Source organism: Mesorhizobium sp. CNPSo 4671 (assembly GCF_057784245.1).
This window is the reverse complement of the sequence record NZ_JBWLUW010000011.1, coordinates 203,461-228,907: the sequence shown is the minus strand read 5'-3', so window position 1 is coordinate 228,907 and position 25,447 is coordinate 203,461. Positions and strand designations below refer to the sequence as shown.

General features: G+C 64.2%; 24 protein-coding genes. 13 read left to right on the top strand and 11 right to left on the bottom strand.

All coding sequences use genetic code 11. From position 1 onward, the window contains the following. Positions 1–30: 30 nt before the first annotated feature. The 4 genes from denD to AC04SF_RS27640 form a co-directional block, all read right to left on the bottom strand. Positions 31–1,005: a D-erythronate dehydrogenase gene (denD, locus tag AC04SF_RS27655; RefSeq protein WP_488480355.1), complete on the bottom strand. Its 975-nt coding sequence runs from the start codon at positions 1,003–1,005 to the stop codon at positions 31–33. A gap of 12 nt (positions 1,006–1,017) precedes the next feature. Next, positions 1,018–1,230: a hypothetical protein gene (locus AC04SF_RS27650; RefSeq protein ID WP_140772773.1), complete on the bottom strand. Its 213-nt coding sequence runs from the start codon at positions 1,228–1,230 to the stop codon at positions 1,018–1,020. An 82-nt stretch (positions 1,231–1,312) separates the two neighbouring features. Further along, positions 1,313–2,308 carry a cation diffusion facilitator family transporter gene (locus AC04SF_RS27645; RefSeq protein ID WP_488480354.1) on the bottom strand — a complete coding sequence of 332 codons (996 nt, stop codon included), beginning with the start codon at positions 2,306–2,308 and terminating at the stop codon, positions 1,313–1,315. 32 nt (positions 2,309–2,340) lie between these two features. Next, complete coding sequence (locus tag AC04SF_RS27640; RefSeq protein ID WP_096457841.1) at positions 2,341–3,027, bottom strand: GNAT family N-acetyltransferase; 687 nt, start codon at positions 3,025–3,027, stop codon at positions 2,341–2,343. An 83-nt stretch (positions 3,028–3,110) separates the two neighbouring features. Here AC04SF_RS27640 and AC04SF_RS27635 point away from each other — a divergent pair, with 83 nt between their 5' ends. Together AC04SF_RS27635 and AC04SF_RS27630 are read left to right on the top strand one after the other, a co-directional pair. After that, positions 3,111–4,295 carry a pyridoxal phosphate-dependent aminotransferase gene (locus tag AC04SF_RS27635; RefSeq protein WP_488480353.1) on the top strand — a complete coding sequence of 395 codons (1,185 nt, stop codon included), beginning with the start codon at positions 3,111–3,113 and terminating at the stop codon, positions 4,293–4,295. A 152-nt stretch (positions 4,296–4,447) separates the two neighbouring features. Beyond that, positions 4,448–4,822 carry a YciI family protein gene (locus tag AC04SF_RS27630; protein WP_488480352.1) on the top strand — a complete coding sequence of 125 codons (375 nt, stop codon included), beginning with the start codon at positions 4,448–4,450 and terminating at the stop codon, positions 4,820–4,822. A 21-nt stretch (positions 4,823–4,843) separates the two neighbouring features. On the opposite strand, the gene AC04SF_RS27625 is transcribed toward AC04SF_RS27630, so the two are convergent. The 3 genes from AC04SF_RS27625 to trhO form a co-directional block, all read right to left on the bottom strand. Further along, on the bottom strand, positions 4,844–5,599 hold the full coding sequence (locus AC04SF_RS27625; RefSeq protein WP_096449898.1) for an SDR family oxidoreductase: 756 nt from the start codon (positions 5,597–5,599) through the stop codon (positions 4,844–4,846). Between the two features lie 298 nt (positions 5,600–5,897). Next, positions 5,898–6,638, bottom strand: a complete 741-nt coding sequence (locus AC04SF_RS27620) for a tellurite resistance TerB family protein (protein ID WP_488480351.1) — start codon at positions 6,636–6,638, stop codon at positions 5,898–5,900. A 118-nt stretch (positions 6,639–6,756) separates the two neighbouring features. Further along, a complete protein-coding gene (gene trhO / locus AC04SF_RS27615) occupies positions 6,757–7,686 on the bottom strand; it encodes an oxygen-dependent tRNA uridine(34) hydroxylase TrhO (RefSeq protein ID WP_488480350.1) in 930 nt (309 codons plus the stop codon). A 189-nt stretch (positions 7,687–7,875) separates the two neighbouring features. Between trhO and AC04SF_RS27610 the strand changes: the two genes are divergently transcribed. Next, on the top strand, positions 7,876–8,514 hold the full coding sequence (locus AC04SF_RS27610) for a 2-dehydro-3-deoxy-phosphogluconate aldolase (protein ID WP_488480349.1): 639 nt from the start codon (positions 7,876–7,878) through the stop codon (positions 8,512–8,514). Positions 8,515–8,526: 12 nt separating this feature from the next. Here the strand turns inward: AC04SF_RS27610 and AC04SF_RS27605 are convergent, their stop codons facing one another. After that, entirely contained in the window at positions 8,527–9,276 is a 750-nt protein-coding gene (locus tag AC04SF_RS27605; protein WP_488480348.1) for an SDR family oxidoreductase, read from the bottom strand. Between the two features lie 131 nt (positions 9,277–9,407). On the opposite strand from AC04SF_RS27605, the gene AC04SF_RS27600 reads away from it, so the two are divergent. Further along, a complete protein-coding gene (locus AC04SF_RS27600) occupies positions 9,408–10,301 on the top strand; it encodes an AraC family transcriptional regulator (RefSeq protein ID WP_488480347.1) in 894 nt (297 codons plus the stop codon). 102 nt (positions 10,302–10,403) lie between these two features. Here the strand turns inward: AC04SF_RS27600 and AC04SF_RS27595 are convergent, their stop codons facing one another. From AC04SF_RS27595 to AC04SF_RS27585, 3 genes are all read right to left on the bottom strand, one after another. After that, positions 10,404–10,580 carry a hypothetical protein gene (locus tag AC04SF_RS27595; protein ID WP_488480346.1) on the bottom strand — a complete coding sequence of 59 codons (177 nt, stop codon included), beginning with the start codon at positions 10,578–10,580 and terminating at the stop codon, positions 10,404–10,406. Positions 10,581–10,760: 180 nt separating this feature from the next. Beyond that, complete coding sequence (locus tag AC04SF_RS27590) at positions 10,761–12,596, bottom strand: peptidoglycan L,D-endopeptidase MepK (RefSeq protein WP_488480345.1); 1,836 nt, start codon at positions 12,594–12,596, stop codon at positions 10,761–10,763. A 501-nt stretch (positions 12,597–13,097) separates the two neighbouring features. Next, the gene (locus AC04SF_RS27585) at positions 13,098–14,633 is read right to left on the bottom strand and encodes a sigma-54-dependent transcriptional regulator (protein WP_488480344.1); all 1,536 of its coding nucleotides are present in this window, start codon (positions 14,631–14,633) and stop codon (positions 13,098–13,100) included. 158 nt (positions 14,634–14,791) lie between these two features. On the opposite strand from AC04SF_RS27585, the gene AC04SF_RS27580 reads away from it, so the two are divergent. The 9 genes from AC04SF_RS27580 to AC04SF_RS27540 all read left to right on the top strand — a co-directional run bounded on the left by AC04SF_RS27580 (position 14,792) and on the right by AC04SF_RS27540 (position 25,323). Continuing rightward, the gene (locus tag AC04SF_RS27580) at positions 14,792–16,630 is read left to right on the top strand and encodes a M3 family oligoendopeptidase (RefSeq protein WP_488480343.1); all 1,839 of its coding nucleotides are present in this window, start codon (positions 14,792–14,794) and stop codon (positions 16,628–16,630) included. A 361-nt stretch (positions 16,631–16,991) separates the two neighbouring features. After that, a complete protein-coding gene (locus AC04SF_RS27575) occupies positions 16,992–17,786 on the top strand; it encodes a proton-conducting membrane transporter (RefSeq protein WP_096449912.1) in 795 nt (264 codons plus the stop codon). Positions 17,787–17,969: 183 nt separating this feature from the next. After that, complete coding sequence (locus AC04SF_RS27570; protein ID WP_488480468.1) at positions 17,970–19,127, top strand: aminodeoxychorismate synthase component I; 1,158 nt, start codon at positions 17,970–17,972, stop codon at positions 19,125–19,127. Then, positions 19,076–19,738 (top strand): aminotransferase class IV family protein, encoded by a 663-nt coding sequence (locus tag AC04SF_RS27565; RefSeq protein WP_488480342.1) that lies wholly within the window; start codon positions 19,076–19,078, stop codon positions 19,736–19,738. Before AC04SF_RS27570 ends, AC04SF_RS27565 begins: the two co-directional genes overlap by 52 nt. Positions 19,739–19,751: 13 nt before the next feature. Beyond that, positions 19,752–20,039, top strand: coding sequence for a YciI family protein (locus AC04SF_RS27560; RefSeq protein WP_488480341.1), 288 nt, complete (start codon positions 19,752–19,754; stop codon positions 20,037–20,039). Next, the gene (locus AC04SF_RS27555) at positions 20,036–20,974 is read left to right on the top strand and encodes a heme-dependent oxidative N-demethylase family protein (RefSeq protein ID WP_488480340.1); all 939 of its coding nucleotides are present in this window, start codon (positions 20,036–20,038) and stop codon (positions 20,972–20,974) included. The genes AC04SF_RS27560 and AC04SF_RS27555 overlap by 4 nt, the downstream gene beginning before the upstream one ends. A 133-nt stretch (positions 20,975–21,107) precedes the next feature. Beyond that, positions 21,108–22,553: a homospermidine synthase gene (locus AC04SF_RS27550; protein WP_488480339.1), complete on the top strand. Its 1,446-nt coding sequence runs from the start codon at positions 21,108–21,110 to the stop codon at positions 22,551–22,553. 182 nt (positions 22,554–22,735) lie between these two features. Further along, positions 22,736–23,113 carry an outer membrane lipoprotein Omp10 gene (omp10, locus tag AC04SF_RS27545; protein WP_202352790.1) on the top strand — a complete coding sequence of 126 codons (378 nt, stop codon included), beginning with the start codon at positions 22,736–22,738 and terminating at the stop codon, positions 23,111–23,113. A 236-nt stretch (positions 23,114–23,349) separates the two neighbouring features. Further along, complete coding sequence (locus AC04SF_RS27540; RefSeq protein ID WP_488480338.1) at positions 23,350–25,323, top strand: 5'-nucleotidase C-terminal domain-containing protein; 1,974 nt, start codon at positions 23,350–23,352, stop codon at positions 25,321–25,323. Positions 25,324–25,447 lie beyond the last annotated feature (124 nt).

Here is a 25,447-nt window from a genome sequence, read left to right as displayed (position 1 = left end):
AGCTGTTCGCAGGCCGGCATCACCTGAATATCAATACACCTTGCCGCCCAGCTCATCCTCGATATGGGCGCGGATGATCTCGTCGAAACTCTTCTCGGCGCTGAAGCCGAGCTCCCGTGACCTCCGCGCCTCGAAGCGGGTCGGCCAGCCCTTGACGATCGCCCAGATCGTTTCGTCCGGCACCTCGCGGATCAGTCCCGCCGTCTTCGCTCCGGCAATGCGCTCCAGCGCCTCGATCTGCTCACCGACGGTGACGGCGACACCGGGCATCGTCAGGTTGCGGCGCGGACCGACGGCAGCACCGTCGATCCCTGCCGCATGGATCAGGAAATTCACCGCCGAGCGCGGGCTGGCATGGGTGTGCACGACCGAGCGCGGCACCGGCAGGATCGCTTCTTGCCCGCTCAACGGCTCGCGGATGATGCCGGAGAAGAAGCCGGAGGCCGCCTTGTTCGGCTTGCCGGGCCGCACGCAGATCGTCGGCAAGCGGATGCCGATGCCGTCGAAGAAGCCGCGCCTGGAATAATCGGCGAGCAGCGCCTCGCTCATCTGCTTCTGCGTGCCGTAGGAGGTCAGCGGCGTCGGATGGAACTCGTCCGGGATGACGTCCGGGAACGGCGCGCCGAACACGGCGATCGACGAGGTGAAGACGACGCGCGGCGCAAAGCCCGCCAGCCGAATGGCATCGAACAAAGCGCGCGTGCCGTCGAGATTGACGCGGTAGCCGAGATCGAAATTGGCCTCCGCCTCGCCCGACACGATGCCCGCGAGATGGAAGACGACATCCGGCCGCGACGCGACCAGGCTCTCTGCGGCACCTGTCTCGGCAAGGTCGCCGGTATGGGTGCTGATGCTGACGCCGTCCATGGCCGGCGCCTGCGGCGGCACGATGTCGTGCAGATCGAGCGCGGTGATCTTTTCGCCGCGCAACGTGCCGTCCTTGGCCAGCCGGGCGATGAGCTTGCGGCCAACCATGCCTGCGGCGCCAGTGATCAGAATGCGCATGTCAGATATCCCTTACTTGCCCTGATTTTTGCGCTGGCTGCGCGCGCGCAGCCAGAACACGAGGAAAAACGCCAGCACGAAGACAATGCCGAAGATGCCGGCGAGCACGGTCGAAAAACTGCCGAGTGCCAGCATCACCGTCGGCAGATAGAAAGCGGCAATGCCGAACAGCAGCATGATCCACAGCGCGGCGATAGCGGCGTTCCTGGTGTCGCGGTCCATCACGCAGCACCGGGGCAGCGGGCATTCGTCAAGCTGGCTTTCAAAGCTATGCAACTCCTGAGGCAGGGCCGGTTATCGACCGGGCTTAGTGATGGTGGCTGTGATGCGGGGCCGCATCATGCTCATGCTCATGTTCATGTTCATGTTCATGTTCGTCGGCCTCGTCGGCGCATTGGCCGAATTCCGGTTCCACGGTGGCATGGCTGATGCCGTGCTCGCTGGCAAGCCGCTTCTTGATGGCGCTGACCGCCTGATACGCATCGACGCCCTCATCGAGGCAGGCATGCAGCGTCGCCATATTGCTTGACCCATCTAGCGACCAGACATGCATGTGGTGCACTTCACGCACGCCCGCGATCGTCGTTTCCAGGTCCTTGGCAACCAGATCCCGGTCGAGGCTTGGCGGCACGCCCTCGAGCAGCACATGGGCGGCGGCGCGCATCAGCGACCACGCCGTCGACAGGATCAGCAGCGAGACCAGCACCGACAGGATCGGGTCGATCGGCGTCCAGCCGGTCACCAGGATAACCACTGCAGCCACGATCGCCGCCGCGGAGCCGAGCAAGTCGCCCAACACATGCAGGATGGCGCCGCGCATGTTGAGGCTCTCGCGGTCGCCGCCATGCAGCACCAGGAAGGAGCCGATATTGACCAGCAGGCCGAGGATCGCCACCACCAGCATTGGTCCGCCCAGCACCGGCGTCGGCGTGAGCAGGCGCCCCCAGGCCTCGTAGATGATCCACAGTGCGATGACGAAGATGGCGATGCCGTTGGTGTAGGCGACCAGCGTCTTGACCCGGCCGAAACCGTAGGTGAGCTGGCCGGTCGCCGGACGTCCGGCAAGATGGAAGGCATACCAGGCAAGGCTGAGCGCGATGGCGTCGGCGAGCATGTGGCCGGCATCGGCCAGCAGCGCCAGCGACCCGGTGAAGAGGCCGCCAAGCGCTTCCGCCACCATGAAGCCCGCCGTCAGGCAGGCGGCGATCAGCACGCGTTTCTTGTCGGTCGAACCATGCACATGGCCGGCGCCGTGATCGTGCCCATTGTGATCATGCCCGCTATGGTCGTGGGTGTCCGCCAATGGCAGCTCCTGTCATGCGCCCCAAGCCGGACTTAAGCGCCGAATTCCGCGCGACAATCCTCGAGCCGTCGCTTCTGCTGACCGGCGTCGTCGAAATTGGCGGGGTCGAGCCACGCTTCATAGGCCTTGCGCAGGGCCGGCCATTCCTTGTCGATGATCGAATACCATGCGGTATCGCGGTTTTCACCCTTGACGATCAGGTGCTGGCGGAAAATGCCCTCGAACTTGAAGCCGAACCGTTCGGCGGCCCGCTTCGACGGCTCGTTGCGGTTGTTGCATTTCCATTCGTAGCGGCGGTAGCCGAGTTCGTCGAAGATGTATTTCATGAACAGGAACTGCGCTTCCGTCGCCGCCGGCTTGCGCGAGATGAGCGGCCCCCAATAGATGTTGCCGATCTCGATGACGCCGTAAGCGGGATCGATGCGCATCAGGGTCTGGCGCCCGGCGACCTTGCCGCTGGCCTTGTCGATGATGGCGAAGAACAGCGGATCCTCGCTGGCCTCCACCTTGTCCAGCCATGGCTGGAAGGCTGCGCGGGTTTCCGGCGGATAGTCGGGCAGCCAGGCGAAGCGGCCGCCGACATCGGACACGGAAGACGCCTCATAGAGCCCGTCACCGTGCTTTGCGGCGCTCAGCGGTTCAAGCCTGACATAGCGGCCGTCGATCGCCTTGCGCTCCGGTCGCGGGCGCGGCTGCCAATTCGCGAGATTTTCCGACACCAAACACTCCAATCCGTTTGACTTTTGCGGGCCGAAGCTCACAAAAACGCAACCCCACAGTAAGAACCACACGGACGGGAAAAATGCTCCACACGATTTCGGCCTTCGACCGTCTCGGCGAGGAAAATGCCTTCGCGGTGCTGGCGCGGGCGACGGCGCTCGCCCAACAGGGCAGCGACATCGTCAATCTCGGCATCGGCCAACCCGACTTCAAGACACCGCAGCACATCGTCGAAGCCGCGATCAAGGCGCTGCGTGACGGCCACCATGGCTACACGCCGGCCAACGGGCTGCTGGCAACGCGCGAGGCGGTGGTGCGGCGCACGCTGACCACAACCGGCGTCGAAGTGTCGCCTGAGACAGTGATGATCCTGCCCGGCGGCAAGCCGACCATGTTTGCGGCGATCCTGATGTTCGGCGAACCCGGCGCCGAGATCCTCTATCCCGATCCCGGCTTTCCCATCTATCGTTCCATGATCGAGTTCACCGGTGCTGCCCCCATTCCGGTGCCGATGCGCGAGGAGAACGGCTTTGCCTTCTCGGCCGAGGAGACGCTGGCGCTGATCACCTCCAAGACCAGGCTCTTGATCCTCAACTCGCCGGCCAATCCGACCGGCGGTGTGACGCCGCGCGCCGAGATCGAAAAGCTGGTCAAGGGGCTGGAGAAGCACCCTGATGTCGCGATCCTCTCCGACGAGATCTACGACGTCATGACCTATGACGGCGAGACGCATTGCTCGCTGCTCGGCTATCCCGAGATCCGCGACCGGCTGATCGTGCTCAATGGCTGGTCCAAGACCTGGGCGATGACCGGCTGGCGCATGGGCTGGTCGATCTGGCCGAACGGCGACAAGGGCGCCCATCTCTACGACAAGGTACGCAAGCTGGCGGTCAATTGCTGGTCCTGCGTCAACGCGCCGAGCCAGTTCGCCGGTATCGCGGCCATCGACGGTCCGCAGGACGACGTCGACACCATGATGCGCGCCTTCGACCGCCGCAGGAAGGTCGTGGTCGAGGGTCTGAACGCCCTGCCCAATATTTCCTGCATCACCCCCAAGGGCGCGTTCTACGCCTTCCCCAATGTCTCGAAGACCGGCTGGAAGGCAAAGAAGCTCGCCTCGGCACTGCTCGACGAGGCCGGCGTGGCGCTGATCGGCGGCCCTGATTTCGGCATTCTCGGCGAAGGCTATGTCAGGCTCTCCTACGCCAACTCCGAGGAGAACATCTTGCGCGCGCTGGAACGGATCGGGGCGTTCCTCGCCAAGTGAGTTTCAAAACGGGCCGGTGACCTCTTTCCGGAAGATTGCGGCTGGCGGCAATGATGATGTCATGAGCCGTCCGGAGACGCATGGCCAGGGCTGGGCGTGCATGTCGGGAACGGCTACGCTTCCCTGGATCAGGATCGAAGCGGGTGCCTTACATGTTCTATGCAATTCTTGCCTATCACGTGGAAGATGCGATCAAGGCGCTGACGCCGCAGGAAGATGCGGCACTGATGGCTGAGCTCCTGAAGATCAACACCCGGCTTCATGAGGACGGCACGCTTGGACCGTCCGCGCGTCTTGGGGCGACGCAGGATGCCATCACCTTGCGCGGCCCGGGCGATGGCGTGATCATCGACGGTCCTTTCGCCGAGACCAAGGAACAGTTGCTCGGCTTCTATGTCGTCGACTGCGCCACGCGGGACGAGGCTATCGCCATCGCCCGCGACCTTCGCCGCGTCAATCCGACCGCGGTTTACGAGATCAGGCCCATTGTGCTGTTCAAGCCCGGCGTGCCGCTGGCCGGCAAATGAGCCGGCGGCGACAGCTCTGCCTCAGCCGCGCCCCACGAACGGCATCTTGGTCGCCATCACGGTCATGAACAGCACATTGGCGTCGAGCGGCAGGCTGGCCATGTGGACGACGGCATCGGCGACGTGCTGGACATCCATCACCGCTTCTGCGGCGATCGAGCCGTTGGCCTGCGGCACGCCGACGGTCATCGGCTGCGCCATGTCGGTTAGTGCGTTGCCGATGTCGATCTGGCCGCAGGCGATGTCATAGGGCCGGCCGTCGAGCGCCAGCGTCTTGGTCAGGCCCGTAATGGCATGCTTGGTCGCCGTATAGGGCACCGAGCCCGGGCGTGGCGCATAGGCCGACACCGAGCCATTGTTGATGATGCGGCCGCCCATCGGCCGCTGCTTGCGCATGGCGCCGAAGGCAGCGCGGGCGCACAGGAACGAACCGGTGAGATTGACGCCGACAATATCGTTCCACACCTCGACCGGAATCTCGTCGATCGGCGTCGACTTGTAGCCCATGCCGGCATTGTTGAAGAGCAGATCGACGCGGCCAAAGGCTTCCGCCACGGTCTCAAACAGATCGTCGACCTCACCGGCCTTGCTGATGTCGCAGGCGACCGCCAATGCCTTGGCCTCGGTCCGGCCGGCCTCGGCAACCGCTGCGTCCAGCACCGATTTGCGGCGGCCGCAGAACACCGTATTCCAGCCGGCCTTGAGCAGCGCCGTGGCAACGCTCTTGCCGATACCCGTGCCGGCGCCGGTGACGATGGCGGTTCTTTGCTCGGTCATGGCAGATATCCTCCGGCAGCGCCGCGCGTGCCCGACTGATTTTCAGGGATTTGGCTCGGCTGAAGGCATCGCAAATGACGGCCGCTATGGCAAGCTTAGCCGCCAGGGCACGCCCCAAAAAGTGGAATCCGGTTTTCGGATAGGGCCCCGGCATGGCCGACAAAAAGGGCGGTCATTGGCGACCGCCCTGATCTGAACCGGGCTTGGGAGGAGGAAAAGCCGATCCGACTGTGTAGAATCATGCGCTTCCTGAGTTAACGAAAGGTTAACGCGGGAAAAGCTCGCTGTGCCGTTTTGGCTACCAGCGCGGATTGGGCGAGGTCCCTGCCTTGGCAACAGGCACCTTGGCCGCAGAAACAGTCGCCTCGACATGGTCGACCAGCGCGTCAGGCAGGCCAAGCCGGCCGGCCAGCAGGTCGAGATAGCCACGCTCGGCGCGCGTGTCGGGATCTATGGTGAGGCGCGAGGCCGTGTAGAGTTCGAGCTTCTGCGCGTCTGTCTTGGCCCCCGCAACCAGCGTGTCGAGATCGAGCGGGCTTTCCAGCTCTGCCATCAGGAATTTCTCGGCATCGGTATCGATCCCCGACACGCTGAGCTTGCCGGCGATCTTCTTGCGTTCCTCGTCATCGATATGACCGTCGGCCTTGGCCGCCGAGATCATCGCCCGCACCAGGGTCAGCGTGAACTCGTCCTCGCCCTGCGGCGCCTGGGACGGGTGGAAGGCGGTCTCCTTGGGCGGCGGCAGCAATTCCGGTTCGCCGGCGGCGGGCGCCTGCTCCGGCGCATTGCCGGCCTTGTAGTTCTGGTAGGCCTTGTAGGCGAGGCCGCCGATCGCGGCCAGGCCGCCGAGCTTCACCGCGGCACCGGTCACTTCGCGGCCGGCACCTGTTCCAAGCAGCACTGCCGCAAGCGCGCCGGCGGCCAGCGGATTGTCCTTGGCCATCTGCACCGCTTGTCCAGCCTTGTCGCGGACGGTGCCGCTGGTGCCGGGAATTTGCGAGCCGAGCAGATCGTCGAGAAGCTTCTTGGGATCGAACATTCAGTGCCTCCAGCTTTTGCCCGGCCGAACGGGCAGGTTTCGAACGCCGAAGACGTAGGTCCCGAAACCTGACATTGCAATGACAGGCCGCCGCTTTGCGGGAGCTCAGAGCCTTCGATCAGGAGCCGATATGCGGCCCCTTGCCCCGCGCTTGCGCGAGCTCGACCTGCCGCTGACGCTCGGCGTAGCGCTGGCGGTCCTCGTCGGTGCGGGCATCGAAACAATGCGGGCAAGAGACGCCGGCGGCATATTTCGGCGACGCCAGTTCGCTTGCCGTCAGCGGATGGCGGCAGGCACGACAGAGTTGCGCATCACCCTCAGCGAGGCCATGCGACACCGAAACCCGCTCGTCGAACACGAAGCACTCACCTTGCCACAGGCTCTGTTCGGCCGGAACCTCTTCGAGATATTTGAGAATGCCGCCCTTGAGATGGAACACGTCCTCGAAACCGAGCGACTTGACGTAAGCCGTCGCCTTCTCGCAGCGAATGCCGCCGGTGCAGAACATCGCCACCTTGCGGCCTTCGAGCTCCGCCTTGTGCGCTTCCACCCAGGCCGGGAATTCGCGAAAGCTCGCCGTCGCCGGATCGACCGCGCCCTTGAAGGTGCCGATCGAGACCTCATAGGCATTGCGCGTGTCGATGACGACCGTGTTGGGCTCGGAAATTAAGGCGTTCCAATCCGCGGGCACGACATAGGTGCCGGCGCTCGCTACTGGATCGATGTCCTCGACGCCCATGGTGACGATCTCGCGCTTCAGCCGCACCTTCATGCGGTGGAACGGCATATCCGCGGCACTGCTGTATTTGACCTCTAGGCCGGCCAGCCCGTCGATAGCCTCGATATAATCGATGAGCTCGGCGATCGCGGCTTCGCTGCCGGCGACGGTGCCGTTGATGCCTTCATGCGCCAGAAGCAGCGTGCCCTTGATGCCGCGTCCGCAGCAGAAGGCCGCGAGCGGCGCGCGCAATTCGTCAAAGGCATCGAGTCGGGCAAACCGGTAGAGCGCGGCGACGCGGACAGGCTGGGATGGAGCGAACGGTGTCATTGTCAGAGCAACTAGACGCTCGTAAAAGCCGATTCAAGGCGAAACGGAGTTTGTGGCCTGTCATGGCGCTGTCGGGGAAGAGCCCGTAAGCTGTCCGACGGCGCGTGACATCGCGACACGCCTGGTTTCGTGGACAGGCAAACACCCGTCTGCTAATCGGTTGAAATCCCCCTTGGTATGGAGAGACAGATGCCCAGCAAGACCGAAAAACTCCTGTCGCTCCTCAATGGCCAGCCGGTCATCCCGGTGCTGAAGATCACCGATGTCGCCAATGCGGTGCCGCTGGCCCGTGCCCTGGCACGCGGCGGCCTGCCGGCGATCGAGATCACGCTGCGAACCGCCGATGCGTTGGAAGCGATCCGTCGCGTGGCGGCCGAGGTCGAGGAAGCCATTGTCGGCGCCGGCACCATTCTGGACAGCAAACAGTTCGATGAAGCAGCTAGCGCCGGCTCGCGCTTCATCGTCAGCCCCGGCATCACGCGCGAGCTGTTGGCGGCCGCCGCCGACAGCGAGGTTCCGCTGCTGCCCGGCGCCATCACCCCCGGCGAGATCATGGCCGCGCGCGAGGCGGGCCTGCGCTTCCTGAAATTCTTCCCGGCCGAGCAGTCCGGCGGCATCGCCTCGCTGAAGGCCTTCGCCTCGCCGCTGGCCGACGTCAAATTCTGCCCGACCGGCGGCATCACCGGCAAGAACGCCGCCGACTACCTCAACCTGCCCAACGTCATCTGCGTCGGCGGCTCCTGGGTTGCGCCCGACGACATGGTCAAGGCCGGCAAGTGGGACGAGATCGAAGCACTCGCCCGCGCTGCCAGCCAGCTCCGGAAATAATCCGTCGTTCGCTCACCAGGGCAACGGACCGTTTTCATCGAAATAGCCGCCGGTGGGGCCGCCGGCCTTGAGCGTCGCCAGCTGCACGATGATCCCGGCGGCCTGCTGCACCGTACGGCCGCCTCTGTGCGCATTGAGATCCGTCGCGGTGTAGCCGGGAGCGGCGGCGTTGACCATAATGCCGCGCGGCGCAAGCTCCCGGGCGAAGGCCACGGTGATCGCATTGAGCGCTGTCTTCGAGCTTCCATAACCCATGACATTGGGCGACTGGCTGTTGCCGGCGGCACGCGCGATCGAGCCGAGGTAGCTGCTGACCATGACGATGCGGGCGGCCGGCGATGCCAGCAGCAGCGGCAGGAATGCCTGGGTGACGCGAACCGGGCCGAAGACGTTGACCTCATAGGTGGCCTTCATATTGGTGACATTCTCGCGGCTCGGCGGCCGTTCGTAGCGGCCGTCCGGCCCGAGCGCGTCGACATAGCCAGGCGCGATGCCGGCATTGTTGACCAGTGCGTCGAGGCTAGATACCCGCGTCGTGAGGGTTTTGGTCGCGGCCGCCACGCTGTCGTCGCTGGCGACGTCAAGCGCGAGCCATTCGACGTTGAGCCCTTCGTCTCGCAACGCCTTGGCCGCGGCCTCCCCGCGCTCGGCATCGCGGGCGCCGAGCCAGACCTTGAAGCCTTTTGTCCCCAGCCGTCGAGCGGTTTCGAGGCCGATGCCCTTGTTGGCGCCGGTGACCAGCGCATTCGCTTTCGTCGTCATGTCCATGATCTCCTTCTTGGTGACCTAGAAATGACGTGCGTCGGCCAATTTCGCGCGCCGGATACTCGCGTCCTCTTGCCTAATCCTCTCAACCGGTTGCGCGGGGTGCATGGATCGGCAATGCTGAAGACATGGAAGAAGCCTTGCAAGAATTGATCGCCATCGCCGAGCGCCATGCGCATGGGCGGCGCACCAAAACGGCCATCCCGCGTGTCACCATCGGCCGCAGCGAGGTTCCGAGCCCGCCGCTGCCCGAGCTTTGTCAGCCGACGGCGCTGTTCGTGCTGCAGGGGGCCAAAACGGTGCTGATCGGCGACCGCACGCTTCGGTACGGCGCCGGCAGCTATTTCGTCTATGCGGTGGAGACGCCCGCCACCAGCCAGCTCATCGAGGCGAGCAGCGCCCGTCCTTACACGGCCATCGCCTTCGCCCTCGATGTCGGCCTGATCGCCGGCCTGATCATCGATCACAAGCCGGCGGTCGACGGCGACAGCTTCGTGACCAATCGGGTCGATGACGATCTGCTCGATCCATGGCGCCGCATGCTGCGGCTGCTCGACCGGCCAGCCGAGATCCCCGTGCTCGCGCCGATGCTCGAACGCGAGATCGCATTCCGCCTGTTGCAGGGCCCGCAAGGCGCGAAGCTGCGCCAGCTTGCGCACGCTGACGGCCGCTTGTCACAGATCCGCCGCGCCATCGCCTGGATACGATCGCACTACAACGAGCCTATCGATGTGACGGAGTTGGCCGCGCTCGCGCATATGAGCAACGCTTCGTTTTACCGCCATTTCAAGGCGGCGACCGCCATGAGCCCGATCCAGTATCAGAAGCAGGTCCGGCTGCTGGAGGCGCGTCATCTGCTGATCGCGGAGCCGGGCAGCGCCACGCGTGTCGCCTTTGCCGTCGGCTATGAAAGCGCATCCCAGTTCAGCCGGGAATATGCGCGTCATTTCGGATTGCCGCCGGCGCGTGACGCCGCACGGCTCCTGGCCAGGGGCGAAGCAGCCACGCTGGAAATCGACTGAAGCTCGGAACCAGACGTAGCGCGGCGTCAGCTGGCACATAAAAAGCCCGGCCGACTCTCGCCGACCGGGCCAATTTCCGGATCCTGTCAGTTCCGGATCGTGTCAGCGGCAGACCTTGACCTTCTCGACCACCCGGTGATGGTGAACCCAATGCGTGACCGGCTTGGTCCTGCAGTGATGCCGGCCATTCTTGATGATCACGGTTTCGGCTTGCGATGGAGCGATCGCGGCCGATGCTGCAACCAATGCCAGAACTGACGCCAGTAGAATCTTCTTCATGAATTTCCCCAGGTTGGAACGTACGCACCCTAACCCGGAAATGAGGGAGCCGTTCCGGCCTCACGAGAAGTTCAGCCGTGTGTGATCCGCAGGATCGGGGCATCACATCTGCCGCACCCCTGAAAAGCAAAAAGCCGCGCCGGTTGCCCTGCGCGGCTTCTGCTTTATCTGGCCAGCCGGTTACTTCGTCTGGAAGCGGGCGACCGACAGGAACTTGACGGCGTTGCCGGTGAAGCGGCTGGGGTCTGGCGCCTGGGTGTCGGTCTGGAAGCCGGCCGTATACACCTCGCTCGGCGGCGTATGCACGATATTGTAGGCGTAGCCCGGCGCCGTCGTCGCGCTCGAAACGGTGGCGACATTATCGCCGCTGGTCAGCGCCCAGCGGGCGGCCTGGGGTGCCGCCGCCACCACCATGGCCCTTGGGCCGGGCTTCTGGTCGCGGGCGGTGGCCCTGGCTTCCTTGCGGGTCGTCTTCACGCCGGCGCCGATCGCGGCGGCCGGATCGGAACCGGCCGGACGGGCGGCAACGGCCTGGCGCGGCGATGCGGCATCGACACCTGACGGGTCGTTGAAGGCCGAGCGCGGTTCCCGGGCAAGCGACGCAACCTTGTATTCGTCGGCATTGCCGACCTGCTTGTATTCGACGGCATCGCCAACCTGGGCGTTGGCCTCGTCGAGCACGGCCTTGACGGCGTCCGGTTTGGCCGGCTCGGGCCGCGCCGAGGGCAGCACCGAGAACGCATCGGTCGCGGTCTTGCCCTGTTCGGCCGTATCCGCCAGCGCCATCAGCACATCCTTGCTGGGCGGCGTCGGTGCGAGTTCCGCCGGCAGCGTGCGTTCGGGACGCCATGTCGGCAAGGGGATGTTGTTGACGGCAACCTGCGCCGGATCGGCGGCGGCCGCCGCCGCGAGCGCTGCGGGGTCAGCCTTGCTGAAAGGCATGTTTGCCGGCGCCTGCGCGGTCGCCACGGCCTGTTCGGTGGTCGTCGTCGCGTCCGCCATGGCGAACGGAACATTCTCAGGCTGCGCGCCGACATCGACCTTCGGCCGCGGCGCGAAATCGGGGAGCGGAATCTCCTTGGCCGGCAGCGCTGCGATGATCGTCTCCGGCGTATCCTTTTCAGGCTCCGGAGCCTGCTCGTCGGCAATCTGCGGAATGTTGGCGCGCTGCGCCTTCTCCGGCGCCACGATGGCGATGCCCGGCAGGTTGCTGCTCTTGGCGGTCGCGGCCGGCTTCAGGTTTCGAGCCTTGGGGGCGGGCTCGGCCGAAGCGGTCTCGACATCGGCGCTGTCGTCGGCTTCGTCGGAACCGCCGCCGAATAGAGCAGACAGGAACCCACCCGACTTCTTACCGCCGCCGACACTGGCCATCTCGACATTGGGCGTGCCCGAACCCTTGCGTGCCTTGTAGGAGGCGAGCGCCTGTTCATAGCCGGGCAGCGGCCGGCCGTCGCTCGGCACATGCAGCGTCTTGCCATTGGGGAACAGGCTGACCAGTTCCTGGCGGCTGATGCCGGGCCAGTGGCGCACATTGCCGACATCCATATGGACGAAAGGCGAACCGGAAGTCGGATAGTAGCCGACGCCACCGCCCTGCATCTTGAGGCCGATGTTGCGCAGCTTCTTCAGCGGCACGCCGGGAATATAGAAATCCATCGCCTTGCCCAGCATGTGCTGGCTCTTCTCGGCGACACCCCGGCTACGGCTGCGCAGCATCGAGTTGGTCGCGGGCGAACGGTAGCCACAGACAACCTGGATATAGTCCGAGGAGCCGCTTTCGCGATAGGCCTCCCAGACCAGGTCCAGCAGGCGCGGATCCATCTTGGTCGGCTCGTTGCGGCGCCAGTCGCGCAGGATGATGTTGATCTTGCGAAGGCCCTCGGGATCGTAGCGGCCATTGCGCTTGTAGACGATCTCCGCCTTCTCATGCGTGTGTAGGTGGTAGAGCTTCAGCGAACGAACTTCGGCCTGGGCGCCGGTGGCGGCCGCGGCAACAAAACCAAAAGCGACAATCATCGCTGCCAGCCATCTCGGCCAGACGCTCAAATGATCATGACGCCCGTTTCTGAGTCGTTCGATTCTGTTCAAATCAAAAGGCCTTGCAGGCTGCCGTTTGTCCCCGGATTTGCCCAAACGGATGTGTCGTTTTCACATCCGAATATCGATCCTAATGGTTAATCATCGCTTATTGAAGCCGAAATGCGGTAACACCATGGCGATATCCCGTCAAAAATTGTTCACAAGACTTCTTGGTAAACCGCTGGTTTAGATCAGGATTCCGGCTTTAGCCGAACACGATCTGTTACCGTTAGCCTTAATGCGTGAACAGAGCTGTCCACAGGCTTGCCATAATCCACCCGAAACCCCCGATACAGGGCCAATTCTGCCATTGCAAGCTGGTCCCGGCCTTGCGCCGAATGCATGTCACCCAAAAGACGCCGGGTTTTGGGTGAACGATATGCATGAGAGCCAAGGACCTGGAACGCGTCGCATGGTTCCGTTTCGACGTGGCGCGCTTCAGGATGCGAGGCGATCGACACGACCGGTTTCGGGGTCGATGCCGTATTCCTTGAGCTTGCGGTAAAGCGTCGAACGGCCGATGCCGAGGCGGCGCGCGACTTCGCTCATCTGGCCGTTGTAATGGTCGATGGCGAGCTTGATCATCTCGAGTTCGACATCGGCCAGCGCCCGCACATTGCCGCGTTCGTCGAGCGCGCGCAGCGTACCGAATCTGGGCTGAAACACGGCCGGCCGATCCGGCTCGGCCGTCGAGGTGGAATCGCCGGCCGGAACCTCCTCATCGCGCGGTCCTGGAGGCGATGAAAAGTGCGGTGCCGTGTCGTCCGTTTCGAGATTGACGGTGCCTTCCACCTGCGCCCGGATCTGCGGGAAATCATCGACATCGAGCACGTCGCCGTCACACAGCACCGAGGCGCGGAAGACAGCGTTTTCGAGCTGCCTGATGTTGCCGGGCCAGTCATAGGCCTGCAGCACGGCAAGGGCTGCCGCCGAAATGCCTTGCAGGCGGTGGCGCGGGTCGGCGGGCGCCACCTTTTCCATGAAGTGCGTGACCAGATGCGGAATGTCGTCGCGGCGGTCGCGCAGCGGCGGCACGAAGATCGGATAGACGTTGAGCCGGTAGAACAGGTCCTCGCGGAACTTGCCGTCCTTGACCTGCTGCAAGAGGTTGCGGTGCGTCGCCGAGATCAGCCTGATGTCGACCCTGACGGTGGCACGGCCACCGACCGGATCGACCTCGCCATCCTGCACGGCGCGCAACAGCTTGACCTGTACGTCGAGCGGCAGGTCGCCGATCTCGTCGAGGAATAGCGTGCCCGAATGCGCTTCGACGAACTTGCCGGTGTGCTTGTCGGTGGCGCCGGTGAACGAGCCCTTCTCGTGGCCGAACAGGATCGATTCGACCAGATTGTCGGGAATGGCGCCGCAATTGACGGTGACGAACGGTTTCGAGCGGCGATCGCCGGTGCCCTGAATAGCGCGCGCCACCAGTTCCTTGCCGACGCCGGATTCGCCTTCGATCAGGATCGGGATGTTGGAGGCCGCCGCCTTCTGGCCAAGGCGGATCACCCTGTCCATGGCCGGACTGTGGGTGATCATATCCTTGAAGGTCAAAAGGCCGCCGCGCTTGCGCGACGTGCGCTTGACCTCGCCCTCGACCGCCTCGACCTTGAGCGCGTTGGCGATCGACGCCTGCAGCCTGTCGGGCGAAGCCGGCTTGACGACGAAATCGAAGGCGCCGAGGCGCATCGCCGAAACGACGGTTTCGATGCCACCCTGGGCGGTCTGAACGATAACCGGAACGGTGATGTCGCGTTCACGCATCGCCTTCAGCACGCCGATACCGTCGACACCAGGCATCACCAGGTCGAGGATGACCACGCAGACGTCGCGGGCGCCAGGCCCGTCGAGCACGTCGAGGCCGGCGGCACCACCGTCGACGACGATTGCCGTGTGGCCGAAGCGTGTCACCGCCGCCTCGAGCAGCCGGCGCTGCACGGGATCGTCATCGACTATGAGTATGGAACCTGTCATGACTTTCTGAATCGCCCGCTCGAAATCCCCATGGATCATCTTGGCACAGGGTTCTAAATAAGGTTTCAAAAAACCCGGTGAACGAATTGCTTAGGATTTGACCGGCTTCTCTGTTCCCCCTTGAATTCTCTCTCCTTGATGCAAAAAAGGTATTGTCGATGCGCATGATGTTTGGTCGGCGGCTTGCGGCACCAGCGTCCGGTCAGGGCGCGGCCGAGCTTGGCGATCTGCCGGAATGGAACCTTGCCGACCTCTATGCCGGCATGGAAGCCCCGGAACTGAAGCGTGACATCGCCAAGGCCGCCGCCGACGCGATCGCTTTCGAGACCCGCTGGAAGGGCACGCTCGCCGCCGAGGCCGGGCGCGGCAGCACCGGCAGGCTTGGCGAGGCGCTGGTCGCCTACGAGGCGCTGGAGGAACTGATCGGCCGCATCGTCTCCTATGCCGGCCTGGTCTACGCCGGCAACACCGCCGATCCGCAACGCGCCAAGCTCTATGGCGACATCCAGGAGAAGATGACCGACGCCAGCGCGCACCTTCTGTTCTTCGCGCTCGAACTGAACCTGATCGAGGACGCCGCGATCGAAAGCGCGCTGGCCGCCGATTCCGCTTTCGGCCACTACCGGCCCTGGGTGCTCGACCTCAGAATGGACAAGCCCTACCAGCTCGAGGACCGCGTCGAGCAGCTTTTCCACGAGAAGTCGATCACCGGACGCGGCGCCTGGAACCGCCTGTTCGACGAGACGATGACCGACCTTCGCTTCGACGTCGATGGCGAGGAATTGACGCTCGAGCCGGCCCTCAACCGCCTGCAGGATGCCGATGGCGAGGTGCGCCGCCGCGCCTCCGAGGCGCTGGCCGCGACCTTCCGCAAGAGCCTGCGCACCTTCACGCTGATCACCAACACGCTAGCCAAGGACAAGGAAATTTCCGACCGCTGGCGCGGCTTCGAAGACATCGCCGATTCCCGCCATCTCGCCAACCGTGTCGAGCGCGGCGTCGTCGATGCGCTCGCCACCGCCGTGCGCGCGGCCTATCCGCGCCTGTCGCATCGCTACTACGCGATGAAGGCGCGCTGGCTCGGCATGGACGTGATGAACCACTGGGACCGCAACGCGCCGTTGCCGGAGACACCGCAAGCGGTGATCGGCTGGGATGAGGCCAGGAACACGGTGCTGTCCGCCTACCAGCGCTTTTCGCCCGAGATGGCCGAGATCGCGCGCACCTTCTTCGACCGCAACTGGATCGACGCGCCGGTGCGCCCGGGCAAGTCGCCCGGCGCCTTTGCCCATCCGACCGTGCCGTCGGCCCACCCCTATGTGCTGCTCAATTACATGGGCAAGCCGCGCGACGTGATGACGCTGGCGCATGAGCTCGGCCACGGCGTGCATCAGGTGCTGGCCGCCGGCCAGGGCGCGCTGATGGCCTCGACGCCGCTGACGCTAGCCGAGACCGCTTCGGTCTTCGGCGAGATGCTGACCTTCCGCTCGCTGCTCGAACAGACCACCGACCGGCGCGAGCGCAAGGCCATGCTCGCCCAGAAGGTCGAGGACATGATCAACACGGTGGTCCGCCAGATCGCCTTCTACGAATTCGAGCGCAAGGTGCATGCCGAGCGCCGCAACGGCGAACTGACGTCCGACAGGCTCGGCCAGTTTTGGCTGGAAGTGCAGGCTGAAAGCCTCGGCCCCGCGATCAAATTGCGCGAGGGCTACGAAGTGTTCTGGACCTACATCCCGCACTTCATCCACTCGCCCTTCTATGTCTACGCCTATGCTTTCGGCGACTGCCTGGTGAACTCGCTCTACGCCGTCTACCAGAACGCCGAGCGCGGCTTCCAGGACAAGTATTTCGAGATGCTGCGCGCCGGCGGCACCAAGCATCATTCGCAGCTTCTGGCGCCCTTCGGCCTCGACGCCACCGATCCCGCCTTCTGGCAGATCGGGCTCGGCGTGATCAGTGGCCTGATCGACGAGCTGGAATCCCTCGACAGCTGAGAGGCCTCTCGCATGGACAGAACAGTTTAGCCGGAATGCATGTTGGGATCGCACTATTCTTGCGCTAAATATTTGTTCTTGAAGAACTCTGGGCAGAAGTTTTTCCCATAGCTTTCCACAAGCTCTATGATAGCCTTCGCTCCAAGCTCAGCCGGAGCGCATGCGGATCGGCGAGGGAAAATCTCAGCCGGCCGTGACGCTCAGGCGAACGCGACAACGGCGGTTGGCCACAGGCTGGAAAAGCCGATCGCCAATTGCTCGAACCGAAGCCGGCTGTTCTGCGAACCCGCGGAACCATCATCGAGTAGTCCATCGCCGAAGGTCATGACCCACGGCAGACGGATCTGACTGGAGAGAGACAATGGGCACTTTTTTCTACGTGGTCCTGGCGTTCCTGGTAGGCGTGTTGGTGGGCTGGTTCATCTGGGGTCGCCTGCGCGGTGAGCTCGACAGTCTGCGCGGTGACCTCGACCGCACCCGCAGCGAGCGCGACAGGCTGCGTGCCGACAGCGACCGGCTGACCGGCGAACTCAATGCATGCGGCAAGACCCGCGCCGACCTCGAACGCCAGTTGCGCGATGCTCAGGCATCCACGGGGGGCGGCGCAAAGGCGTCAAGCCAACCGGCGGCAGCCCTGGTGTCGACGCCGGCCGCGGCCAAATCCGCACCGGCGGCGGCCAAGGCTGCGCCTGCCAAACCCGCCGCGAAGGCCGCGCCGGCGAAAGCCCCCGCCGCCAAACCCGCAGCGGCCAAACCGGCCGCGGCAAAGACAGCAGCTCCAGCCAAACCGGCCGCGAGCAAACCTGCAGCCTCCACCGCCTCGGCAGCCAAAAGCGCGGCCGCGCCCAAGCCGGCAGCCGCCAAGAAGGCCGCGCCGGCGGCAGCCAAGCCAGCGGCAGCCAAGCCTGATAATCTTCGCCGGCTGATCGGCATCGGCCCGGTCAACGAGAAACTGCTCAAGGCGCAAGGCGTCACCAGTTTCGCCCAGATCGCGGCCTGGACGGCCGCCGACATCAAGCGGATCGAGGACGTGATGAACTTCGACGGCCGCATCGCGCGCGAACGCTGGATCGACCAGGCCAAGCTGCTCGCCGCCGGTGACGAGAAGGAATTCGCCAAGCAGTTTCCGACAGCCGGAACCGCCAGCAACACCTGAGCGGCGGAGGCGGGACAAATTACGACCGGCGGCGCGATAGTGCCGCCGGTTTGTTTTGCCGGCAAGGTCGGCTTCCAGGTCTGCCAAAAAGGTCGGCCCAAAGGTCGGCTTTGAGGGGCAAGGTGCCGTTCCCTCGATTGCGCGCGAGCGGCCCCCCATATAGAGCGATCGACGGCTTCATCGATCCCGGTCCCCATGTCCCTGCCCGCCGCCATTTTCCGCAACGACGAAAGCGCGCGCCAGCTCGTGTTCGACCGGCCGGCCGACATCATCGTGGCGCATGAGGCCCGGGATTTCCGGCCGGCACTGGAGGCAGCGCAGGCCGCTCACGACGCCGGCAAGTGGCTTGCCGGCTATTTCTCCTATGAGGCCGGCTACCTGCTCGAACCGAAACTCGTTCCCTTGCTGCCGAAGGGACGTCGCGCGCCGCTGGTCTGCCTTGGTGTCTTCGATGCTCCGGCCGAAGAAGCGCTACCGCCGCGCAATGCGGCAACCCCGAACGGCCCGATCTTCGACGCACGGGCGACGTGGTCTTTCGATGACTATGAGAAACGCTTCTCGCGACTGCACCAGCACATCAGGCAGGGCGACTGCTACCAGGGCAATCTGACCTTTCCGGTGCGGGCGCAATGGTCCGGCGATCCGCTGGCCGCCTTCGACGCGCTGACCGAGCGCCAGCCGGTGAAGTATGGCGCGCTGGTGGCGCTGGGTGACCCGATCGTGCTGTCGCGCTCGCCCGAACTGTTCTTCGAGATCGACGCCGCGGGGATGATCGAGACGCATCCGATGAAGGGGACCGCGCCGCGCGGCGCGACCAGGGCCGAGGACGAGCGGCAGAAGACTTTCCTGCGCAATGACGAAAAGAACCAGGCCGAGAACCGGATGATCGTCGACCTCTTGCGCAACGATATCTCGCTGATCAGCGAGGTCGGCACACTGGAAGTGCCGGAACTGTTCCGCATCGAGAGCTACCCGACCGTCCACCAGATGGTGAGCGACGTCAGGGCGAAGCTGCTGCCGGGGCTCTCGATCCGCCAGGTCTTCGCGGCATTGTTTCCCTGCGGCTCGATCACTGGCGCGCCAAAAATCCGAGCCATGGAGATCCTGCACGATCTGGAGGGCACGCCGCGCGACGTCTATTGCGGCGCCATTGGCTGGATCGCACCCGGCGGCACGATGCGCTTTTCCGTGGCGATCCGCACCATCTCGCTCTTTGCCAGTGGCGAGGCCGTCTACAATGTCGGCGGCGGCATCGTCTTCGATTCGACGCCTGAGGAGGAGTATCAGGAGTGTCTGCTCAAAGCCCGCTTCGCGACGGGGACACCGCCGATTTCGAACTGATCGAGACCATGCGCTGGCAGCCAGGGACGGGCTTCCTGCGCTTCGATCGCCACCTTGCGCGCCTCTATGGCTCGGCGGCGGAACTCGGCTTCGCCTGCGATCCGCAGAGAGTGGGCGCCGTGCTGGGCAAGGCGGTCGACGGCGCCCGAACCGACATGCGCACGCGGCTCGCCTTGGCGCGCAACGGCGACGCGACGGCCTCGGCACAGCCCTACGAACCGCTCGCCGCCGACAAGGTCTGGATGCTGCGCCTGGCGCGGACACGGCTCGATTCCGGCAACACGCTGTTGCGCCACAAGACCAGCCGACGCCAGCTCTACACGCATGCCCGTTCCGAATATCTCGTCACCCAGGCCGACGAGGTGCTGCTGGCCAATGAGCGCGGTGAAATCTGCGAAGGCACCATCACCAATGTGTTCGCCGATTTCGACAACGGCGTGCTGGCAACGCCCCGGCTCGATTGCGGCCTGCTGCCTGGCGTATTGCGCGCCGAGCTTCTGGATGAAGGCCGGGCGCAAGAAGCGATCTACAGCTACGACGATCTGAAGTCGGCCAAGGCGCTCTTTGTCGGCAATTCGCTGCGCGGCCTGATTCCCGCAAGGCTGGTATGACCAGGAGAACGCCATGTTCGTCGTTTCGCTGAACTACAAAGTGCCGCTGACCGAGATCGACCGCCTGCAGGCGGCGCACATCGAATGGCTGAAGGCCTGCTATGCGGAGGGTGTCTTCGTCGCCTCCGGGCCGAAGAAGCCACGGACCGGCGGCATCATCATCGCGCAATGCCCGCGCGAGACCCTCGACGCCAGGCTGGCTGCCGACCCCTTCGCCAAGGCGGGCGCAGCGGAGTACGAGGTCACCGAATTCCTGGCCAGGATGACCGCTGCCGGTCTCGACGCTTTCAAGGAAGCATGAGCTTGGCCGAGGCCCTTCCGACCCACACCCCCTATGACGGCTCGTCGAAGCTGTTCAACATCGGCCTGAAGCCGCTCGAGCCGGCAGGCTGGATCGAGGTCGACGGCCATCTTCTGCCTTATCTCGCCGAGAAGCGCCGGCTCTATGCCGAAATCCCCGACCGGGTTTTCGTCGAGGAGGACGGCACGCGCGACGCCCAGCGGGAAGTGCTCGACTTGCTCGGCGCCTATCTGCCGGACCGATTTCCAGACACCCATCGCCGCACCGATGCGGGCATCGAGGTGGTGGGCGCTGCGAACCACCCTGCTTTGCCTTCGGGTCTCACCGACGCGCCGCTGGTCACGGCCTCGCTGCTGGTCCAGGAAGACCTGATCCTGATGCGTCGCGACGACAGCGGCTGGCGGCTCGCCGCCGGATCGCTGTGCTTTCCCTCGTCCTGGTCGCTTCTCGAAAAATTCGGCAAGCCGCTGCAGCAGATCCACGAGCCTGTACCGGGCTTCGGTCCGGGCACGCGGCCGGCCGCATTGATCAACCGCATGTTCGACGGCCTGCAGGGCCAGGCGGTCGAGCGCTTCAACTGGTCGATCCAGGCCGACAATGCGCTCTACCATCCGCTGTCCAATGTCGAGCGCATCGACCGTGCCACCAACCGGCCGTCGCGCTTCCCCGACGGCGACGTCAAGGCGCACGCCTTCATCCGCGTCGAGCGTCAGACGCTGCGCAAGCTGCCGTCCTCACGCGACATCCTGTTCACCATCCGCATCCATCTCGACCCGCTCGCCGTGCTGGCCCGGCACCCCGACCGGGCGGCGCTAGCTGGGTCCTTTGCCGCTCAGCTCGAGGCGCTCGATCTCGACCAGCTCGACTACAAGGGCCTGACATCGGACCGCGACCGGCTGATCTCTGTCCTTAACCACATGGCCAGGGACGCCTAGCCCTGGGTTGGCGCTTTTCGCTGGTTTATGACAATGATCTGTGATGTAGCGCATGGCCGGTGGGCGGAAATGCCCTCTGGTTTTGCAGGTGTTTGCCTGGCTTTTGCATATGTCCGAAGGAGTGCTCGATAAAATGGCGAATGAAAACTGGCCCGTTTACGGTGAGATCACCGGCCCTGTGGTGATGATCGGCTTCGGCTCGATCGGACGGGGAACGCTGCCGCTCATCGAACGCCATTTCAAGTTCGACAAGTCGCGCATGACGGTCCTCGACCCACGCGACACCGACCGCAAGCTGCTCGACGAACGCGGCATCGCCTTCGTGCAGGAAGCGGTGACCGAGAAGAACTACAAGAAGCTTTTGACGCCGTTGCTGACCAATGGCGGCGGCCAGGGCTTCTGCGTCAATTTGTCGGTCGATACAGGCTCGGTCGACCTGATGCGGCTGTGCCGCAAGCTCGGCGTGCTCTATATCGATACCGTCGTCGAGCCGTGGCTCGGCTTCTATTTCGACGCCAAGGCCGACAATGCCAGCCGCACCAACTATGCGCTGCGCGAGGCGATGATCAAGGAGAAGCACGACAAACCTGGCGGCGCTACCGCCGTCTCCACCTGCGGCGCCAATCCCGGCATGGTCTCATGGTTCGTCAAGCAGGCGCTGGTCAACCTCGCCACCGATCTTGGCCTTGAGTTCTCGGAACCCGCGCAGGAAGACCGCGAGGGTTGGGCGAAGCTGATGAAGAAGGCCGGCGTCAAGGGCATCCACATCGCCGAGCGCGACACCCAGCGCACCAAGAAGCCGAAGCCGATGGATGTGTTCTGGAACACCTGGTCGGTCGAGGGCTTCATCTCCGAGGGGCTGCAGCCGGCCGAGCTCGGCTGGGGCACGCATGAGAAGTGGATGCCGAAGAACGCCAAGAAGCACAAGCACGGCTCCAAGGCCGCGATCTATCTGGAACAGCCCGGCGCCAACACGCGCGTGCGCTCGTGGTGTCCGACACCGGGCGCGCAATACGGCCTGCTGGTGACGCATAATGAGGCGATCTCGATCGCCGATTTCTTCACCGTGCGCTCCAAGAAGGGCAAGGTCCAGTACCGGCCGACCTGCCACTATGCCTACCATCCCTGCAACGACGCGATGCTGTCGCTGGACGAGATGTTCGGCGCTGCCGGCAAGCCTCAGCCGGTGCACCACGTGCTCGACGAAAATGAACTCGTCGACGGCGTCGACGAGCTCGGCGTCCTGCTCTACGGCCACGACAAGAATGCTTACTGGTACGGTTCGCATCTCTCGCTCGCCGAGGCGCGCAAGCTGGCGCCCTATCAGAACGCCACCGGCATGCAGGTCACCTCGGCGGTTCTGGCCGGCATGGTCTGGGCTCTGGAAAACACGGATGCCGGCATCGTCGAGGCCGACGAGATGGACTACAAGCGCTGCCTGGAAGTGCAGTCGCCCTATCTCGGACCGGTCGAAGGCCATTACACCGACTGGACGCCGCTCGACAGGCGCCCAGGACTCTTCCCGGAGGACCTCGACCGCAGCGATCCGTGGCAATTCCGCAACATCCTCGTCCGATAGCACCCTGCGCACCATGCGCCATTGCCTTGCAATCGCCCGGAAATCGGGCGATTGAAGAGATGCGGCCTGGGGCAGCGTGCGTCTTGCGGGACGCGCGGCCACTCCAGCACTTTGGACGTTCGCCTCGTGCCTGCCAAAATCGAAACCGATTTTTGGGCCGATGCGTTTGGAGAGGATTTCAGATGACTATTGCGCGCAAAGTTCTTTCGATGGGCATGGCGGGTTCCTTTGCCATGATGCTCGCTGCCTGCACGACCAGCGGTCCTGACCAGCCGCCGATGGCAGCCGCGCCGAAAGGCGTCGAGGGCTCGTGGATCGATGCCAAAGGCACCGGCCTGTCGACCTTCACCGGTGGAAAGTTCACGACCGTCGCCACCGACACCGGCCAGAAGCTGGCCGATGGCAGCTACACGATGACCGGCGCCACATCGGTCGAGATCAACGGGACGTCGCTGATCCGGCAGACGCCGGTCAGCTTCAACTGCCTGCTGATCTCCACCAGCCAGCTGAACTGCACCAGTTCGTCCGGCCAGAATTTTGTCCTGACGCGACGCGCCTGAACCGGCAAACATCGGACTCATCAAGGACGGCGGCCTGTGGCCGCCGTCCTTTTTTGCGCCGGCAAATCCCCGGGTTTTTCGCCAGAAAATACCCCCGGTTCTGCCCTTGCACATACAGCTGGCATTTCCGCTTGCGTCAGCCGGAACGCGATGGGAACATGGTCAAAACGCTGGCTGTTATATCCCAGTCAAGCATAGGCATTAAACGCCTCTGATCAGCCTACCGGGAGACGAAGATGAAGAAGCTTGCCGCCATTGCCGCCCTCTCCGTATCGACGCTTGGCCTGTCGGCCGGCGCATCTTTTGCCGACTACACATTGAACATTCTGCATTTCAACGATTGGCACAGCCGCATCGAAGGCAACAACAAATACGAGTCGACCTGTTCGGCCGACGAGGAGACCAAGGGCGAATGCATTGGCGGCGCCGGCCGGTTGATCACGGCGATCGCCCAGGAACGCAAGAAGCTCGAAGGGCAGAATGTGCTGTTGCTCAATGCAGGCGACAGCTTCCAGGGATCGCTGTTCTACACCACCTACAAGGGCGCCGTGGAAGAGGAATTCCTCAATCAGATCAAACCCGACGCGGTGACGCTCGGCAACCACGAGTTCGACGACGGCGAGAGCGCGCTGGTGCCTTACCTCGACAAGGCGAAGTTCCCGATCGTCAGTGCCAATGTCGTGCCCAACGACAAGTCCGGCGCAGCCGGCAAGATCAAGCCGTCGATCGTCGTCGAAGTCGGCGGCCAGAAGATCGGCATTGTCGGCGCCGTCACCAACGACACGCCCGAACTCGCCTCCCCCGGCCCCAACATCGCGATCGCCGACGACGTCAAGTCGATCACCGCGGAAGTCGAGAAGCTCAAGGCGCAAGGCGTCAACAAGATCATCGCCGTGACCCATATCGGCTATAACAGGGAGCGCGATATCATCGCCAAGATCCCCGGCATCGACGTCGTTGTCGGAGGCCACAGCCACACGCTCTTGTCGAACACCGATCCGAAGGCGGCAGGCCCCTATCCGACGATGGTCGACAACCCGGACGGCTACAAGGTGCCGGTGGTGCAGGCGGCGTCCTATTCGAAATATCTCGGCGAGTTCAAGGTGGTGTTCGACGACAATGGCGCCGTCAAATCGGCGAGCGGCGACCCGATCTACCTCGACAAGTCGATCACGCCCGATCCCGCCGTGCTCGCCCGCATCAAGGAACTCGGCGCGCCGATCGAGGCCCTGAAGAACAAGGAAGTGGCCGAGACCACCGATGTGATCGACGGCAGCCGCGAGAATTGCCGCGCCAGGGAATGCGCGATGGGCAATCTCGTCTCCGACGCCATACTCGACCGCGTCAAGGGACAGGGCGTCGAGATCGTCATCTCCAATGGCGGCGGCCTGCGCGCCTCGATCGACAAGGGCACCGTCACCATGGGCGAGGTGCTGACCGTGCTGCCGTTCCAGAACACGCTGGCAACCTTCCAGATTTCCGGCAAGGACCTGGTCGCCGGTCTCGAAGGCGGCCTCAACCAGATCGAGGACGGCGCCGGCCGCTTCCCGCAGGTGGCGGGCCTCAAATATTCTTTCGACAAGTCGGTCGCGCCCAATGCCGGCCGCGTCAAGTCGGTGGAGGTGATGGAGAATGGCGCCTGGACGCCGATCAAGCCCGACAAGGACTATCTCGTCGCCACCAACAATTATGTGCGCCAGGGCGGCGACGGCTACAAGGTCTTCGCCGAAAAGGCCAAGAACGCTTACGACTACGGCCCCGGCCTCGAGCAGGTCGTCGCCGACTATCTCGGCGCCCACCGGCCCTACACGCCGAAGCTTGACGGTCGCATCACCGAGATCGCCGCGACTGTCGCGGCGGCCCCAGCCGCCGAGCCCGCCAAACCGGCCGAGCCGGCAAAGCCGGCCGAGGCAGCGCCGGCAACCCCGGCGCCCGCACCGGCCGAGGCAGCCAAACCGGCTGAACCGGCAAAGCCCGCTGAAGCAGCACCTGCACCAGTCGAACCCGCGAAGCCTGCAGAACCGGCAAAGCCCGCCGAAGCAGCACCCGCCACGGGCAGCCATGTCATCGTCACCGGTGACACCTACTGGGACCTGGCCAAGAAGGCTTATGGCGACGCGACCAAGTGGAAACTCATCTATGAAGCCAACAAGGGTCAACGGCCGCATCGGCTGATGCCCGGCGCGACGCTGACCATCCCGGCGAAGTAAAGTCACTTCGCCTGTTCCGACGCCAAGCCCGTCCGGGAAACCGGGCGGGTTTTGCGTTTTCAGGCTAAGGTGCGGCCAGACGCTGCATTGAAAACCGGCGCGCCATCGCTAGTTTCGCGCCGTG